Source organism: Candidatus Neoehrlichia procyonis str. RAC413, assembly GCF_000964795.1.
Lineage (GTDB): Bacteria > Pseudomonadota > Alphaproteobacteria > Rickettsiales > Anaplasmataceae > Neoehrlichia > Neoehrlichia procyonis.
In genome coordinates this window covers 126,096-143,170 of record NZ_LANX01000001.1, presented here as the reverse complement: position 1 = coordinate 143,170, position 17,075 = coordinate 126,096, and the positions used below count along the sequence as shown (strand labels likewise).

Annotated in this window: 14 protein-coding genes, 2 tRNA genes and 1 other RNA gene; 11 read left to right on the top strand and 6 right to left on the bottom strand. The window is 25.8% G+C overall.

The genetic code is table 11. The annotated features are described in order from the left end of the window. Positions 1-8: 8 nt before the first annotated feature. Positions 9-956, top strand: coding sequence for a thioredoxin-disulfide reductase (gene trxB / locus NLO413_RS00500; protein ID WP_045808612.1), 948 nt, complete (start codon positions 9-11; stop codon positions 954-956). Positions 957-2,406: 1,450 nt separating this feature from the next. Here trxB and NLO413_RS00495 read toward each other — a convergent pair. From NLO413_RS00495 to NLO413_RS04940, 3 genes are all read right to left on the bottom strand, one after another. Continuing rightward, a complete protein-coding gene (locus NLO413_RS00495; RefSeq protein WP_045808611.1) occupies positions 2,407-2,778 on the bottom strand; it encodes a hypothetical protein in 372 nt (123 codons plus the stop codon). Between the two features lie 168 nt (positions 2,779-2,946). Then, a complete protein-coding gene (locus NLO413_RS00490; protein ID WP_045808610.1) occupies positions 2,947-3,831 on the bottom strand; it encodes a hypothetical protein in 885 nt (294 codons plus the stop codon). After that, positions 3,786-3,911, bottom strand: a complete 126-nt coding sequence (locus NLO413_RS04940; protein WP_269744818.1) for a hypothetical protein — start codon at positions 3,909-3,911, stop codon at positions 3,786-3,788. The genes NLO413_RS00490 and NLO413_RS04940 overlap by 46 nt, the downstream gene beginning before the upstream one ends. Positions 3,912-4,401: 490 nt before the next feature. Here NLO413_RS04940 and NLO413_RS00485 point away from each other — a divergent pair, with 490 nt between their 5' ends. Then, entirely contained in the window at positions 4,402-5,034 is a 633-nt protein-coding gene (locus NLO413_RS00485) for a hypothetical protein (protein ID WP_045808609.1), read from the top strand. 916 nt (positions 5,035-5,950) lie between these two features. On the opposite strand, the gene NLO413_RS04835 is transcribed toward NLO413_RS00485, so the two are convergent. Next, entirely contained in the window at positions 5,951-6,133 is a 183-nt protein-coding gene (locus NLO413_RS04835) for a hypothetical protein (RefSeq protein ID WP_156965546.1), read from the bottom strand. Between the two features lie 2,496 nt (positions 6,134-8,629). Here NLO413_RS04835 and NLO413_RS00475 point away from each other — a divergent pair. Further along, entirely contained in the window at positions 8,630-9,154 is a 525-nt protein-coding gene (locus NLO413_RS00475) for a hypothetical protein (protein WP_156965545.1), read from the top strand. Positions 9,155-10,686: 1,532 nt separating this feature from the next. On the opposite strand, the gene coaD is transcribed toward NLO413_RS00475, so the two are convergent. Further along, positions 10,687-11,169 carry a pantetheine-phosphate adenylyltransferase gene (gene coaD / locus NLO413_RS00470; protein WP_045808606.1) on the bottom strand — a complete coding sequence of 161 codons (483 nt, stop codon included), beginning with the start codon at positions 11,167-11,169 and terminating at the stop codon, positions 10,687-10,689. Between the two features lie 162 nt (positions 11,170-11,331). Here coaD and NLO413_RS00465 point away from each other — a divergent pair. From NLO413_RS00465 to NLO413_RS00440, 7 genes are all read left to right on the top strand, one after another. Then, positions 11,332-11,404: transfer RNA gene (locus NLO413_RS00465), tRNA-Phe, on the top strand. 37 nt (positions 11,405-11,441) lie between these two features. Then, positions 11,442-12,461 carry a gamma-glutamyl-gamma-aminobutyrate hydrolase family protein gene (locus NLO413_RS00460; RefSeq protein ID WP_052690355.1) on the top strand — a complete coding sequence of 340 codons (1,020 nt, stop codon included), beginning with the start codon at positions 11,442-11,444 and terminating at the stop codon, positions 12,459-12,461. Positions 12,462-13,040: 579 nt separating this feature from the next. Further along, a complete protein-coding gene (gene proS / locus NLO413_RS00455) occupies positions 13,041-14,324 on the top strand; it encodes a proline--tRNA ligase (RefSeq protein ID WP_045808605.1) in 1,284 nt (427 codons plus the stop codon). After that, complete coding sequence (locus NLO413_RS00450) at positions 14,321-14,689, top strand: holo-[acyl-carrier-protein] synthase (protein ID WP_045808604.1); 369 nt, start codon at positions 14,321-14,323, stop codon at positions 14,687-14,689. Before proS ends, NLO413_RS00450 begins: the two co-directional genes overlap by 4 nt. Before the next feature lie 429 nt (positions 14,690-15,118). Further along, a tRNA-Asn gene (locus NLO413_RS00445) sits at positions 15,119-15,190 on the top strand. Positions 15,191-15,215: 25 nt separating this feature from the next. Further along, positions 15,216-15,550, top strand: a transfer-messenger RNA (tmRNA) gene (gene ssrA / locus NLO413_RS04790). Between the two features lie 30 nt (positions 15,551-15,580). Beyond that, the gene (locus NLO413_RS00440; protein WP_045808603.1) at positions 15,581-16,063 is read left to right on the top strand and encodes a ClpXP protease specificity-enhancing factor SspB; all 483 of its coding nucleotides are present in this window, start codon (positions 15,581-15,583) and stop codon (positions 16,061-16,063) included. Between the two features lie 7 nt (positions 16,064-16,070). Here the strand turns inward: NLO413_RS00440 and NLO413_RS00435 are convergent, their stop codons facing one another. Continuing rightward, entirely contained in the window at positions 16,071-16,517 is a 447-nt protein-coding gene (locus NLO413_RS00435; protein WP_045808602.1) for a hypothetical protein, read from the bottom strand. Between the two features lie 67 nt (positions 16,518-16,584). Here NLO413_RS00435 and NLO413_RS00430 point away from each other — a divergent pair, with 67 nt between their 5' ends. Beyond that, complete coding sequence (locus NLO413_RS00430; protein ID WP_045808601.1) at positions 16,585-16,938, top strand: DUF2793 domain-containing protein; 354 nt, start codon at positions 16,585-16,587, stop codon at positions 16,936-16,938. The last annotated feature ends 137 nt before the right edge of the window (positions 16,939-17,075 follow it).

The following is a 17,075-nucleotide window of genomic DNA, read 5'->3' as shown; positions in this document are numbered from 1 at the left end:
AGACCATAATGTCTAAAACCTATACAACAAAAGTTCTAATCATAGGATCAGGTGCAGCAGGATATACTGCTGCTATATATGCTGCTAGAGCAAATTTACAACCTATTCTAGTTACGGGTATGCAGCCAGGAGGACAATTAACTATAACTACAGACGTTGAAAACTATCCTGGCTTTGCAAACACAGTACAAGGTCCAGAATTAATGGAACAAATGAAACAACAAGCCGAAAAAGTGGGTACTAATATAATACTTGATGAAATTAGTAATATCAATACAAATAAATATCCTTTTGAGTGTACTAGTGCTTTCAATGATAAGTATATCGCCTATAGTATTATCGTTGCAACTGGAGCACAGGCAAAATGGTTAGGAATAGAGAGTGAAGAATTTTTTAAAGGGAAAGGCGTTTCTGCATGCGCTACTTGCGATGGAGCATTTTTTAAAGATAAGCATGTTGCTGTAGTAGGAGGAGGTAATACGGCTGTAGAAGAAGCAATATATTTAACTAAATATTCACAAAAAGTACTTCTTATACATAGAAGGGATACTTTAAAAGCTGAGGCAATAATACAAGATCGACTATTTAATAATAAAAAAATTGAAGTTGTATGGAATAGCACATTAGAAGAAATATTAGGTGATAAAAACGTTAATGCTATAAAAATTAAATCCGTTAAAACTGGTAACATAAAAACTATTAATGTACAGGGAGTATTTATAGCAATTGGTCATACTCCAAATACAAGAATACTTCATAATACAAAAATAAACTTAGATAATGATGGATATGTTATCACTTACCATCCAAGCACTGCAACAAGTTGTCCTGGAATTTTTGCTGCTGGTGACGTTCAGGATAAAATATATCAACAAGCTATTGTTGCAGCAGGTACAGGATGTATGGCTGCAATTGATGCAGAAAAATTTTTATCTAACAAAAACTCAGGAATATAATTTTATTATTGCTCAAATAACTTTATATAATTGATATATTAGTAATCTTTTTTTGTATTTTTGAATTTGTACTCTTTTATTAATCTCTACTTTTACTCGATTAATATGTTACTAAATATGATATTTACTATAAATACAGTGTATAATTATATTTAATAATATTTAACTATTACATATCTAATATTAAACATTAACTTTATGTAAAACACTATTTAAAATAATCAAGCTATTTTTTGCATATATCATGATTAAATTTCACTTCTTTTTCTTACTTTATCTATATAGTTTCAAATAAAATACTTTAACATAATTTGCTGGGAAACTACATACCTAATAATAAATTACTAGCTTAATTCGCTAAAAACATTATAATAAATGTGCATATACGAAAATTTTATTAATAATGTAAAAACACATAATTAATTATATTCTACCAATAACTAAATTTAGATCACTTAAAAAGGATTCTACTACGTAAAAACATAATTGTAAAAAAATAATCCTTATAAAATAATAAGTAATTTATCATGACATAAGATATGATTTACTACATAATTAAAAATGTTATATAAAACATATAATATTTATAAATAAAAAATTTTAGCATAAGAACAACAAATTTATAATACTAAATGAATCTCATTAAATAACTTTAAAATACACAATTTGCTAAATCATCACAATTACTTATTATTAAATTTAAATACACATTATAAACAAATAATAATGCTGTTAGTTTTACGTTAAAAGTAAATTTACTGCCTCAGCTCTTATATATTAATTTTAAAATACATACTAATATAAAGTACAAAACTATAATCAGCTATAGCAATACAAAATATTTAAGTAAAGCTAGTAGCAAATTGGATATTACTTTAAAATAAATGTAATATTTTGCTACTTGTTAATTTATGCACAAAGGTTTATACATAATGTTGTATAAAATAAAGTGTTATTTTATTATATAAACTTTAAAAAAAATTTATCTAAATTTCTTCTTTATATAAAGTATAATTAATATTATGAATACCAATATGCTTTAATTTGTACGTGCAAATTAAAAAATCTTTCAATAATTAACTTAATATCTATATAATAAACATCACACTTATTTCTTTGGTAACATAATACCAAATTGCTAAACTATCAGGTAAACTTGTAATACAATAAACATATAAATCACTATAATAAACCTTAAGAAGCTATCTAGTTTTTAATATTACCGAAAACTGGTAAAATGCCGCCTTAAAGTTTTCACCATAACCTTCTCTTCTTAGATATATTAATAAAACTTATACCTTTATGCTTATTTTTAATTTACATTAAAAAAAATTTATCATTTGTTATGTTAATGCTTGAAGCAAAGATAAAGCTTCACTCTGCTGATCTATTAGATAAAGATTTACATGCAATGTTTACATAACATTGAAGATGGGATAAGACTATTTTCTTACACACCTTTAATATATTTATTCACTTTCACACATGCAACATTCACATTAGTTAATCCTACATGTAATATACTTCTTTTAAAGTCAAATGATTGCTTTTTGTCACAACCATTATTATACCTTTGCATAACATCTTTTCGAGTTAAGTCACTGTTTTTCCTTATATTGAAACAAAACATGTCATCCTGTACTAATAATGTATGTTCATTTAAATTATACCCATACACCCGATTATTTCTTACACATGAATTATAACATAACATAACATCTCTTGTTGTGTTGCATGAACTACTTACAATACTTCCATATTCATTTGCCATAGAAGCAGAACCCCGATTAGCTCCCTCTAATTTTCCTTTTATAGCTACCATATTTAACCCCTTTATATTAAAAAATATACTTTCTACTGCTAATATACTTTAAAAGTTATTGCAGTAACACTGCATACAGTAATAAGTGTATATAAATTATATATTTATTAAAAGTTTTTTGTATAATTATATTTGTTAAATCCACAGATTTTATTCACACTTTACTACTTACCTCTGAAACTTATTTTTTCCCCCCCCCCATATTGAAAGCAATATTTCCTCTGAACTTACAACTTCTACTTCACTTACCAATGAAGAAACATTCTCTTCTTTTCCACCGTTATTACCTATTTCTATACAGTCATCTTGCTGTTCATTAAATGAATTTTTCCTTTGTTTCGCAATGAGTAATAATATTTTTATAAAATCATTATCGCTAATCATTATTGCAATTTCATCATTATCTAATACGCCGAAATCCCTTAACTCCTTCAATATTTTACCTAACTCTTCTTTATTTTGTCTCAATTTTATTTTTTGTTGCTCCAACTTTTCTTTCTGTTCTTTATGACACTTCGCAAATTCTAACAAATAATCAAAATAAGAATTATTACGATCATAATCCATAACTTCATCAATAGTAAGTAAAATGCCGCACTCTTTTAATAGTGTAACTTTTGCATTTAAGGCATCTTTTTTTTTATCTCTTAATTGATTGCTATGATTTACTTGTATGTTGTTTAGTTGGCCAAGGTCTTTTTTCCTTTTATGCATAATGTCTAATAATATATCCAGCAGATCTCTATACATAGAGACCACAATTTCATCATTATCTATTACACCACATTCCCTCAGCTGCATCACTTTTTTACTTCGCAGTTTTTTCTTTTGCTCAAACTCTTCTTTCTTTTGTTTTAACTTTTCTTTCTCTTCCACCCACAAATTTACTGCTGCTAATACTTTAGCAATAATTTTACCATCTATACTAGAGACTTCATTATCACTTAATAAAATGCCACTCTTTTTTAATAGTGCAACTTTTTTATTGAGTTCCTCTACTCTTTTATCTAATCTCTTTTTATGTTGTTTTTCCCCCCCCCCTCTGATATACAACTACATATGTTGCGCAATTTGCTACTTGCTTTAGTAGCAGATATACTCTTATCTTCTTGTTTGTTTTCTACATCTGACATTCACACACCTTATCAAATTTATATGTTAATAATGTATACACAAAAATTATAGAATATTATAGGTTTTTTATTAGATTTTTACATATAATACTGTATTAAAAATAAAGATTTACTAACTTATTAATAAATAAGAGCTATAGTAAACTTAACTCCACCTACCTCTACTTATTAATATTTATTTACTCAATACTTACTTTTTTAGAAATTGAAACACTCCTGTGTACTACTACCTACTGTCCCCTGTTACTTCAGAGATTATAAATATTACTATAAATTTTATACCTAGGTAGCTTCTTTAATATTGATCCAGCAGCATATACTATTGTTATGCACACTATATAATATATTATAGTTGCTAATTTAGAAGTGTAATAAATACAGAACAGCAAGGTTATCATTTGTTATAGTGAAAAAATGAGCAATATAAATATTAATCTTAGAAGATTTGATAATGGCCCATATTCCACAAATTACATAACTTTTCACTTGTATGTACAAATTACAGAATATTGGCACCCATGATATTAACTATACTTTATGTAAATCAGAAATTGTGATAAATGATTCATTTATTTTCAAAAATTTATACAGTTCTCTTAATCTTAAACTACCTTCAATATTACGTAGTGTTACATATAAATCTTTATCATATAAATTAATAGATGATGAAGCATCACGAGTAAAGAAACTCAATAAAAAAGTTGCACTATTAAAAAAGAGTGGCATTTTATTAAGTGATAATGAAGTCTCTAGTATAGATGGTAAAATTATTGCTAAAGTATTAGCAGCAGTAAATTTGTGGGTGGAAAAGAAAGAAAAGTTGGAGCAACAAAAAATAAAATTGAGACAAAAGAAAGAAGAGTTAGGTAAAATATTGAAGGAGTTAAGGGATTTCGGCGTATTAGATAATGATGAAATTGCAATAATGATTAACAATAATGATTTTATAAAAATATTATTACGCATTGCGAAACAAAGGAAAAATTCATTTAATGAACAGCAAGATGACTGTACAGAAATAGGTGATAATGATGGAAAAGAGGAGAAAGTTTCTTCATTGGTAAGTGAAGTGGAAGTTGTGAGTTCAGAAGAAATATTGCTTTCAATATGGGAAAAAGGATAGTGTATCAGTATTAAAAAACTTTATAAATTAACTTACCAAAATCCAAAGTGACAACACATACCACAGTTATAATCTGTAAACATAGAACCAATTATAACAAGTTCATTTTATAATTTTCTTAAACATTATATATAATTCCAATACCAATCAAAAATCTATGTGCATATAAGTACCGTATCAAACTGAAAATAGATTCAAAGTACGGGATATTATTGCATTGTATACACTTTTGAAAGTAAAATCATTTATCTACATTATTTTAGACAACCTTTAATTTGATACAGTGTTATTACATATACATCAATAGATAACGAAGCCTTACCTTTATCACGTAAATAATTAGGTATAGCCATAAACAGCACCTAGATAGCTTATAAAGAATTATACAATTAGTATACCTTAGGAATAATTACAACTTAACTTTAATGTTACAAATAAAATGTCAATTATTTATATTGTAATGATTATTATATATACCGATACAGTAATTATTGTATATATCTTAAATTCCTTTTAAATTTAAGATATATTATTTGTAGAGCAAGAGCAACATGACAAAAGTTTTATTAATTAATTTAAATAATGAAAAATATAATGAAACTTTAACATTACCTTTCCCCCCTCCCTATTACTATCAGAATTACAAATATTACTATAAACATTATAAACAACACCTAAGTAGCTTCTTTAATATTAATTACAGCGACATATGTTATGTTTATGTAACACTACATAATACTTTTTCAATTTGGAATTGTATAATAAAGAATAACAAGAATGTTGTTATTTATTATAATGGAAAAATGAACAATAAAAATTATTATGCGGCAAAACATAATAATTACCTTATACCATCAGGTACAGAACTTTTAATTTGTAAGTACAAATTACAGAATATGGGCACTCATGATATTAACTATACTTTATGTAAATCAGAAATTGTAATAAATGCTTCATTTATTTTCAAAAATTTATACAGTTCTCTTAATCTTAAACCACCTTCAATATTACATAATGCTATTATATATAAATCTTTATTACGTAACTCAAAAAATGATGAAGCATCACCTTTACTACGCAAATAATTAAGTATACCCATAAATGATTGTTATATATATCACCAATACAACAATTATATTGTATATATATCTTAAATTCCTTATAATTTAGATATATTCTCAAATCAATAATGCAAGTTATACTAACATAATTATATTAATGATAATACTAAAATTTAAACTTTATATAATATATTCAAATTCTATATACTTAACTAAGTTAATTAAAGTGTAAGTTATAATGACAAAAATTTTATCAATACACCTAAAATGTAAATTCCACAGTGAAACACTTTCACTTTCCCACTTTTCAATGTAATGAAAAGAATATTACAAGATTTCATTCCATATTAATTACATAATAAAAAGTCAAGTTATTACTCACAAGGTATAAATTCATTTTTTACATCATCACCAAATATAGAATCATATTCTACGCTACACAGTTTTCCTTCAGCAAAAATTGAATATACAAATTCTTGTACCTGGAAACTCATAGTACAGAACAACAAATTATTAACAGAATATTCCGGCAATTTACATCCTAATAATCCTCATGCTACACAATGTACAGCTAGTATAAAAAATGTAGAAAACCGATAAAATACTTTACACTACACATAGTGAAGTAGTTACATTATTTAAAACATCACAACAAATTAGTGAACCTACATAAGCGCACATGCCTATATCTCTACTATAAGACTAAATATTTCATAAAAGTATAATTCTATGTATTAAGTAATAGGTATGTTGTTGCTAGTCTTTAATATGTTATATTTTAATTTTGTTAATTGCAAATTCTTACTCCTTTAGGGATATAGAATAGGAATTTGACATACCAATGCATGGTAATTACAGAAAATAAATTTGCAATTTTTTTTCTAAGGTAACATATACAATATGAACTTATCAATCTAAAGTGGTAAAACATACCACAGTTACAATCTGTGAACATAGAACCAATTATAACAAGTTCATTTTATAATTTCCTTAAAACATTATATATAATTCCAATACCAATAAAAAATATATGTGGCATATATGTAGTACCGTATAAAACTGAAAATGGATTCAAAACGGAATATTATTGCATTGTATACACCTTTGAAAAGAAAATCATTTATCTACATTTCTAATCTACATAAAGTACAGTTAATATCATAAGTGTCTATATGCTGTAACTCGTATGTACTAGTTAAATTATCCACACCACAAATAAACTTAACGTTGGGTAATACCCCAGTATAATAAATACCACACGTATCATTATAAAGGTTTCGCCATCTGTTTAGTTGATATCTAATAGTTAATGTGTAGATTAAAGCATAAAGTAATGCGACTTACACTAATATATAGAAATTGCAATATTTGACAATATATTCATTAAGATAGTGCATGTACGTCAATTTTCAAAATAAATTCTATTAAATTTAATTACCGTTTGCATAATTCATGTAAAAATATGGCGTTTACAAACGCAGAATAAAAATAATATCATAACCATAAGCCTATATTAAATAGTGGCCTTAATAAAATAACACAAAAATTATTAAAAGATCTCCAAAGTAATTATCAAAATAAATTTTACTCTACCTTTTTCTACAAAATATTATAAGCAACAACCTGAACCTGGTGATTGCGAGTAGTAATTCAAATAATTAATAGTAAGTTGTCACTTAAATATTAATACTATAATAGTATTGTAGCTCTGCTAACATTAAGTAAGCAATTATAAATAATAATCATATTATTTTTATAAAACCAAAATTTACAAACTTATGCTACAAATTAAAAACTTTCTGGTCAGTACATTAATAAATTTACACCAGCATCACTAATTTCGTTTCAAAACGTCAAATAATATTTACATAATAATTTTATTTGGAAATTCATGCTGTCATAATGAATGATAAGTTAATGCTTGAATATCTCTCTAACAAGATATGAACTAATAATGCACATACTATAAATTCAACACAAATTTCTTAAAGAATATAATAAATTAGGAAATATGAATGTTACTAATGCTAATATTCCACATAAAACAATAGTAAGCATTACACAATCAAAACATAAGTGCAGACACACAAATAATCTTTCACAAAATAATAACCTATAATAGTACAATTTAGCCATAATAAAAACATATTATCAATATGTTATACACTTAACACCTTATTACATAACTATCTATATAAATAATGCACACTAATATGCTTTTTATATTTTAGCGATTTTCTAAAATAGATAAATTGCTTTTTATAATTTTCTTCAACAACTAGCTTTAGCTCACTAATAAAAAAATATTAATATATACAAAATTAAATAATAAACCCACTTTTCCTCAATATATTCTATTAAAATATATACCTATAGTTGCCATAATACTTTAGAAGACTTGATATAGATGCTTTTATATTTTATAATTAAGTAGCTACATTATAAATGTGTATAATATGCAATTACATAAATATTTAAGAATTTACAACATATTAAATCGTGCATATCATACTTATATGATACATAAACTCAATATGTCATATAAAAAATTATATCACACAGGCTTTCTTACTAACTTAGCACATATTCATAATGGCCTTACACAAAAAATTAGCAATACTTCACAAGTATTAAAGTATAGCAACAATTGCCAAATTACTACAAATGTTTTATCAATAAATCTTCAAAGTGGTAAATACAATAGAGTCTTAATATTAGATTTCCCAACATACTACAACAACTCATTAAACTATAAATTTTATTTTTATATGAATAATATAACACAACAAAATTATTGGGAATGGAATTGTAATGTAATTAGTAATGAGTTTTCACTTACCTACCGTGGAATGGTATATATCAATAACGATAATATCAAAGAAATAACTCAAAATTATTCTATTATTCAAGTAACCATTCAATATAAAAATATTAGTGATATTAGTAATATATATCATCATCCGTATACAATATCTACTAATATTCGCCCTTTAACACAATTAAGCGCCGTACAATTAAACAAGGTATATCTACTCCCATTACGATTACCTAATAATTAATGTAAAACTCTTTATCATTATGGATGTTCTTTCCTAAAAATTGGATTATTCTTTTATGTGTGGCAGTATTTTATTACTATCTATATTTTTCATGGTATTACCGTATACAAATTCATTTATATCACTCAATAATAAAGTTATTGATACTTTCGCTCAATATATAACAAAAATTACATAGCCTAAACTTAATTCCTATTATATTTCATATAAAAAAAATACATATATGCTTAACAAATATAATTATTTAAAATTTACTTAATATAACACTTACGATTATATATAAATTTTATTAGCGTATTATATATTATTAAAAGTACACTTCAATAAGTAAGAAAGCTTTCAATTACAATAATTAATATTTTTTAATTTAATAACACTATATAAATTACAACAACATTGCCCTTTCCTATCTCCGCAAGGAAGCACATAATATAGAAAATAATCTATATAAAAGTAACTTTCACGGTTAAAAAACTATCATACTGTAAAAAATTTTATTAATAGCAAATTTGCTAGCTATATCAAGAAAAGCTTAAGTTCTTGATCATATCCTCTGCTAAAAAGCTAAAGCCCTCTTTTGTGTATAATTTTCAGCTAAGAAGCTAAGATAAAATGAGATTTATATAATGAAAAATTTATCAATAAAATTATATCCATATTTTTATGTTATAATCAATGGTCAAATTGCATGATATACTAATGTTATATATAAAATAATAAGGTTTTATATAAAAATAACACAAGGCTCTATTAATAAACACTCAATCCCAACTTGGAGATAGTTTTCATTTGTCACAACACAATAACACAGAAGTTATCATTCAAAATATTATTGTACACAATACATAATTGTATTGATAATTCAGAAAATAACAAATCTTCTAAAAATAAATAATCGTAAAAATAAATTGATATATATATAAACATATGTATACAACATCATTCAATACAGAAAAGCATATCAAAATTATTATAGAAGTAATCTATATTACAAAAATATACGCAAGTAACTCATAATCTTAATTATGGATCAAAAGAAGGTAAAAAATATATTAAAAATTAACCTACCACACAATTAAGTTCTACCAAATTAGGACAATAAATGTTTCTTCTAGTAGTCTATAAAACTTTTTACTATCATATTAACTACAAATAATTAGGCATTAATATTGCTTTAATTTTTGCCTAAATACTGTTTTCTACCATAAAACAACCACATACACAGTAATCTTATAATCTTTCATTAACATCAATTATGCTTTCTTATACTTTATTAATAATATATTTCCTTAAAAAGCAACAAAGTAGTACAACTACTGCCATAAAAGTTTATAAAATAAAATTACAAAACATTACATATATTCAGTAACCTTTAAAAATTACTGCAAATACAAAAAAAGAATAATGATACTCTAAATATCATATATACTATAATAAAACATAATCTATAACTAAGTTATTCCCTAAGCTTTAAATATACTTACACTGATAAGTCATACAGATATTTAACTGCCATTACAAAAAAATCTATTTCATGTATTGTAAATTTTCTTTAAATATTTATGAACATTGTCAGGTACAAACATACTAACATTTCCTCCTAATCTAGCAATTTCTTTAACAAAATTAGATGAGATGAACTGTGTATCCTCAGAAGCAGGTAAAAAAATTGTTTCTACTTTTGACGTAAGCTTATAATTTATCCAACTCATTTGAAACTCATAATCAAAGTCAGATATAGCCCTCAAGCCCCTAATAATTACAGACGCCTTTTTTTCTTGTGCAAAACAAGTCAATAATCCACCAAAAATTACAGTTTCTACATCAATATTTAAATCTTGCATTTCATGTACTATCATATTTGCACGCTCCTCTGCTGAAAAAATAGTACTTTTATTACCATTTTTTGCTATTCCGATAATTAATTTATCAACTAATTTACAGGCTCTTTTTATAATATCTATATGGCCAAAAGTAACAGGGTCAAAAGTTCCTGGGTATATTCCTATTCGCATAACTATTTATTTCCTTATCGAGCTAATACGCTGTAATACTTATAAGAAAATTGTAACACATTATTTTTACTTGAATATAGTAATTTACATTATATAATCATTACAATACAGCTTAATGCAAACACTTTTTCAAAAAATGCTTGCATACTTCATAGAATACTTGGCTTGATAGCTCAGTTGGTAGAGCAAAGGACTGAAAATCCTTGTGTCGTTGGTTCAATTCCAACTCAGGCCACACTTATTAATTAATTATTTACCAGGCATTTATATATATGAAAAATTATTTTCAGCTTTTTTCACTAATTTTAATACTGATGATAACTACTATATGTTATAATTCCACAAATGCAGATAACATTAACCACAATACCCAAGCAATAGTAGGCTTCATGCAAACCAAAAATGAAACTTATCCTGAAGAGTTAATGTTCTCTCATAATATTAGTGAAATGCTTACAGCATTAGGAGCAACCGTTATACGCATTGATTATAATACATTAGTAGATTTTACACAAATTAAAAGTTTAAAATTCAATACTGCAATAAAAAATACACTTATTAACATATCAAAAGAAGATTCTAATAAAATTAAAAATATTATATTAAAATTTTTACAAGATAATTCAATTAATAGAATTTTCATTCCAGGAAATTATTATAATGTAGATACCGATCCCTATCCACCCACTCCTAATCGACAATTAATTACTAATGCGTTAATTGAAATTGCAAATGAAAACCCTAAAATACATATTATAGGAATATGTGGCGGTCTTCAAGGTATAATGCATGCACTTGGAGTAGAAATAATTAGAATACATAAAATTACATCATCAAAAAGTTCTGTTGATACTCACTCCATATCAATGCCAGATCCACATAGAAAAGACGTTGGACTACACAGACTCTATATTGTACCAAATAGCAAATTAGCGTCTATTATTTCAAAATATGTAACTCCTGATGAAAACGGATGGTTATCGCTATACTTTCCAGATGCCCATGGAGGAGTAATAAATAATAACAAAGAAAACATTGATAAATTAAGATCATTAGGTTATGAGGTAGTAGGTTTTTCTGATAATGGCATCATAGAAGCAATCGAAGACAAAAATGGAAATATTCATTTTCAAGATCACCCAGAAGCTCTTGCTATTAATGCATTTCTAGATCTCAGTATACTAAGTGCTGAAAAAACAAATGATAGCATTAGTCAAGAGCATCACAACAAGCGTCGTGAAGCAGCATTATCAGCTATTGCCGTTATGAATGACTTTTTATACCGTAAATAAATACTATAATTATTAAAAAAGTCATATACAAATATAGCATTGGCTAATATTTATTATCAATTTCTTAGCCTAATGCTATAAAGTATATTATTATCGGCCTAATCCATTGCCAGGAAGTATTACATTAATTTGAGAATTCTTTTCTCAGCTTAATAATTAAATTAAAAATTTGATTATAAACAATATATTTTCAAAAGCAAATTTCACAAATTATATATACCTAATACAAAAAATGTTCTAATTATCCATACAATTTTTAATCAAGAAATATACAAAGCTAATTAGAAAATCCCATTACTTACTTAAATGCTTCCTTCTAAAAAAATATAATTTTTTTATATAGTACATGTTAATTACAAAAAACACATTATGTAAATTAAGATTTTACTAAAACAAAAGCACATATTAAAACTATGTCCTTTAATATTATAGTTAATTATAATACACTACAAATCATAAAAACAATAATCTTTCTCCTCCCATAAATACCCTTTATATTTATGCAACATGTAATATTTGCTTGTTCTTGACTATATGAGCTTTCCATGTTATTACTCTTAAAATTTTCTTTATCTAGTAATGCGCTTATCAAATTATTACATGCCAACTTTGAAAGAAGTATCTTTAGATATTACTGCAGCTTCACATAAATATTCTCTTAGAGCTGGCTTAGTAAAACAAGTAATTTCTGGTATTTACTCCTGGTTACCACTAGGATTAAAAGTTTTACAAAATATAGAAAATATAATTAGAGATGAAATTAAACAATCAAAATACCTAGAAATACTTATGCCTTCTATACAACCTGCAGACTTATGGAAAGAATCAGGGCGATATAATGACTACGGATTAGAAATGCTGCACATAAAAGACCGCAATAATAGAGAAATGGTATTTGGACCTACACATGAAGAAATTGTTACTGATATTGCAAGATCAACTTTAAAAAGTTATAAAAGCCTTCCTTGTTATTTATATCAAATTCAATGGAAATTTCGTGATGAATTACGTCCAAGATATGGAGTAATGCGCAGTAGAGAATTTTTAATGAAAGATGCATATAGCTTTGATAAGGATGTCAGCAGTGCTATAAAGTCTTATAATACTATGTTTAAAATATATATAAATATCTTTAAAAAAATAGGATTAGTCCCTATTGCAGTTAAAGCTGATAGTGGATCTATAGGTGGTACATTAAGTCATGAATTTCACGTATTAGCAAACACCGGAGAAAGTACTCTTTACTACGATAAGCAAATATTAGATCTAATAAACAGTGATAATATTGACATAGATCATATCAAAAATATATATACTGCAGCAGATGGAATGCACGACGAAAAATCATGTAATGTACTGCCAGACAACTTAAAAGTTAATAAAGGTATAGAAATTGGTCATATTTTCTATCTTGGAGATAAATATTCATCACAAATGAATGCTACATTCTATGATAATAATACAAACAATCATTATATTCAGATGGGATGTTATGGTATAGGAATATCAAGACTAGTAGGAGCTATAATTGAAGCAAATCATGATGATAAAGGTATAAAATGGCCGCAATCAGTAGCACCATTTAAATTTGGATTAATTAACTTATGTATAGAAAATAACGGTCAGCTTATTTCTGAACATATATATAAATTATATAAAGAGAATATATTATATGATGATACAAACGATAGCGCTGGTGTAAAACTTTCAAGAATGGATTTAATAGGGTTACCATGGCAGATCATTATTGGTAAGTCAACTATAACTAATAATACTGTGGAATTAAAAAATCGAGCAAACGGGGCTATAATAAAAATTCACATAGATCAAATAACACAAGAATTTTTACGTAACAAACAATGATAGTAGGGATAGGAACAGACATAGTTTATATACCTAGAATTTTCACTTTATGGCAGAAATTTGGTAATAAATTTATTAATAAAGTATTTTCTCATCAAGAAATACAGGATAGCTATAATTATAGTAATAACATAGCAAAAATAAATCATTTTGCAAAAAGATTTGCTGCAAAAGAAGCATATATCAAAGCTATAGGCACAGGATTTAATAAGCAAATAAAAATGCGAAATATAACTGTATATAATAACAATTACGGAAAACCATATATTAAAGCACCTTGCAGTTGTAACTATGTAATAGAATTATCAATAAGCGATGATAACGATTATGCTATTGCTTTTGTAATATTATATGCTAATCAATAATACATCTAAATAACTAGCCATATCTTTTATTTTTCTATAATAAGCATTTATATCAGATCATTAGCATCTCATAATTAATCATAGTTAGTAATAATTCTTTTATATAATAATTGTTTAAAAATATTATTTTCATAGTTATAAATATGAATAAAAAATTAATTGACAAGACCATTATTTTGGACAATTACATAATAATTATTAAACCTCTTATATAAAAAACATACATGCTTATAAATTAATACCCCTGTAACTTAGTAATATAGTATAATACAATACTAAACATGCCATGGTAATTCTATATAATTCATAATGTTAATAATATATTACATTATTATAATAAATAGCAAATACATCATACTATTTATATAACACACATAAGTTTTTGTTGCATATGCAAAATATAAAATGTATATTACGTACAGTATATTTTCCTCGGTAGCTCAGTGGTAGAGCAGTTGGCTGTTAACCAATTGGTCGCTGGTTCGAATCCGGCCCGGGGAGCTTTATTTTTCTATTAGTGTAAAATTATATTGACACTTTTAAAATTTTCTTGTATAATTTAAGCGTGGTTTTTTTTATCCGCTATGGCAATAAAAACTTCTCAGAATAGGTGTATTGGACCCGAGGGCAGTGCTCGGCATCTCCACTTTTTTAAGGGGATGAAACAGGATTGACAGGCATAGTAAAGGAGACAGTTGTTGCTCGGTGAGAATGCAGCCGTAAATGCGCAAAATGATAAGTGCAAACGACAATCTCGTTGCCGCTAATGATAACTATGGATATGCTAATTTAGCAGCTGCTTAGTTTATCTTGTAGCGCGGTTTTTTGCGAAAGTTTACCGGGCAACAGAAAAACTTTCGTATAGGTTATTTGTTACAATATAAGGCTTACATGAATGAAATAATAAATTACCGTCTTTTAATATACAACTCTATGTGTAATGTTATAAAGGAAGTTTTCAGTACTTTTGCATACAAAGAGCCATATAAGCAAGTTCATGTTGCTGTAACTTTACTTACTCAATATAAAGGAGTCGTTTTACCTGAATATATAAAAGAAAGTTATCCTGAAAATGTTACTATAATCATACAACACCAATTTCGTAACCTCCAAGTCACTAGTAATGATTTTAGTGTTATATTAAGTTTCAAAGGAAAAGAAGAAAACGTTATTGTACCTTTTAAATCTATAACAAAATATGTGGATCTATTGGCAAATTTTTCGTTAGATTTAAGCCAATATGAAGATATTCATTCACAAATTAATGAAGAAAATAAAAAAAATACAAATAATACTGATAACAACAAGTATCCTACCATCTCGCATACTCTACAAAATAATATAATATTCATAGACAGCTTCCGTAAAAATTAATTGGGTTTCATTTTTTTATTACCATTTGGTAAAGCTGTGCTTGATTTTTTAAATAATTTAATGACTGCTGTGATAAGTCTTTCTCACTAACTAAATTGTATTTAAATTTGACCAACTCTTCCTTAGAATGATGTGATAAACGCATATAATACTGCTGTTTTATTAAAACAATATGTTTCAAGTTTTTCATATAATAATCATACTGTATTGGAAAAGCACGAATTCTTGCATCAAAGTTTGAAATTTGCAATCTATAGGGTAACATTTTGTATTTTATTTCATTTACTCTATTATAAGCAATAGTGCGCAATTCACTACTATATCTATGGTAATTACGCTTAATAACTTGTAATTCATACTTTTCTTCTTGAGTAAGTTGACCATTTGTCAATAATAAATTTGCAAAAGAAGAAGTTGAACATAATAAAACAATAAAAAATACAATACATTTCATATCTAAGTCTACATTGTTATTTACACAAAATAATACAACAATAAAGTTAACTTTATATAAGGTATATATGCAATATTCAACAAACTTAAAATTTAATTTAGTACTACAAAATCAATCCCAAAAAGAAATTACTGTTAACGAAGCGCTTATTAAGATTGATGCTTTAATGAACAACTGTATTTTAAAATTATATTCTAATAATTACATTGATCCTCCAAAATCAGGTGATATGTATATTATTGGTAATAACCCAATTATTACAGAGTGGCTTAATAAGACACATTATGTTACCTATTACTATATAAATCATTGGTACTTTATTAAACCTAAAACAGGATTAACCTTATGGATAAAAGAAAAAAATCAATTATATACTTACATAGAAAATCAATGGATCCCTAATATAAACAAAGCCGATTAGCAATTAAATGATCTCACTGTAAGATATAAAAAATAAGCTATTAAAATTTATTATTCAGTTATTTTTATTAAAAAAACTCATGTACAAAAATATTCTTAGATTTACAAAAAAATAACTTCATTATAGTACAATTCAAA

Coding starts and splice junctions, on each gene's coding strand:
- NLO413_RS00450 (WP_045808604.1), top strand. CDS start 14,321: ATGATAGTAGGGATAGGAACAGACATAGTTTATATACCTAGAATTTTC.
- proS (WP_045808605.1), top strand. CDS start 13,041: ATGCGCTTATCAAATTATTACATGCCAACTTTGAAAGAAGTATCTTTA.
- NLO413_RS00475 (WP_156965545.1), top strand. CDS start 8,630: ATGTCATATAAAAAATTATATCACACAGGCTTTCTTACTAACTTAGCA.
- NLO413_RS00435 (WP_045808602.1), bottom strand. CDS start 16,517: ATGAAATGTATTGTATTTTTTATTGTTTTATTATGTTCAACTTCTTCT.
- trxB (WP_045808612.1), top strand. CDS start 9: ATGTCTAAAACCTATACAACAAAAGTTCTAATCATAGGATCAGGTGCA.
- NLO413_RS00485 (WP_045808609.1), top strand. CDS start 4,402: ATGTACAAATTACAGAATATTGGCACCCATGATATTAACTATACTTTA.
- NLO413_RS00440 (WP_045808603.1), top strand. CDS start 15,581: ATGAATGAAATAATAAATTACCGTCTTTTAATATACAACTCTATGTGT.
- NLO413_RS00430 (WP_045808601.1), top strand. CDS start 16,585: ATGCAATATTCAACAAACTTAAAATTTAATTTAGTACTACAAAATCAA.
- coaD (WP_045808606.1), bottom strand. CDS start 11,169: ATGCGAATAGGAATATACCCAGGAACTTTTGACCCTGTTACTTTTGGC.
- NLO413_RS00460 (WP_052690355.1), top strand. CDS start 11,442: ATGAAAAATTATTTTCAGCTTTTTTCACTAATTTTAATACTGATGATA.
- NLO413_RS04835 (WP_156965546.1), bottom strand. CDS start 6,133: ATGGGTATACTTAATTATTTGCGTAGTAAAGGTGATGCTTCATCATTT.
- NLO413_RS04940 (WP_269744818.1), bottom strand. CDS start 3,911: ATGTCAGATGTAGAAAACAAACAAGAAGATAAGAGTATATCTGCTACT.
- NLO413_RS00495 (WP_045808611.1), bottom strand. CDS start 2,778: ATGGTAGCTATAAAAGGAAAATTAGAGGGAGCTAATCGGGGTTCTGCT.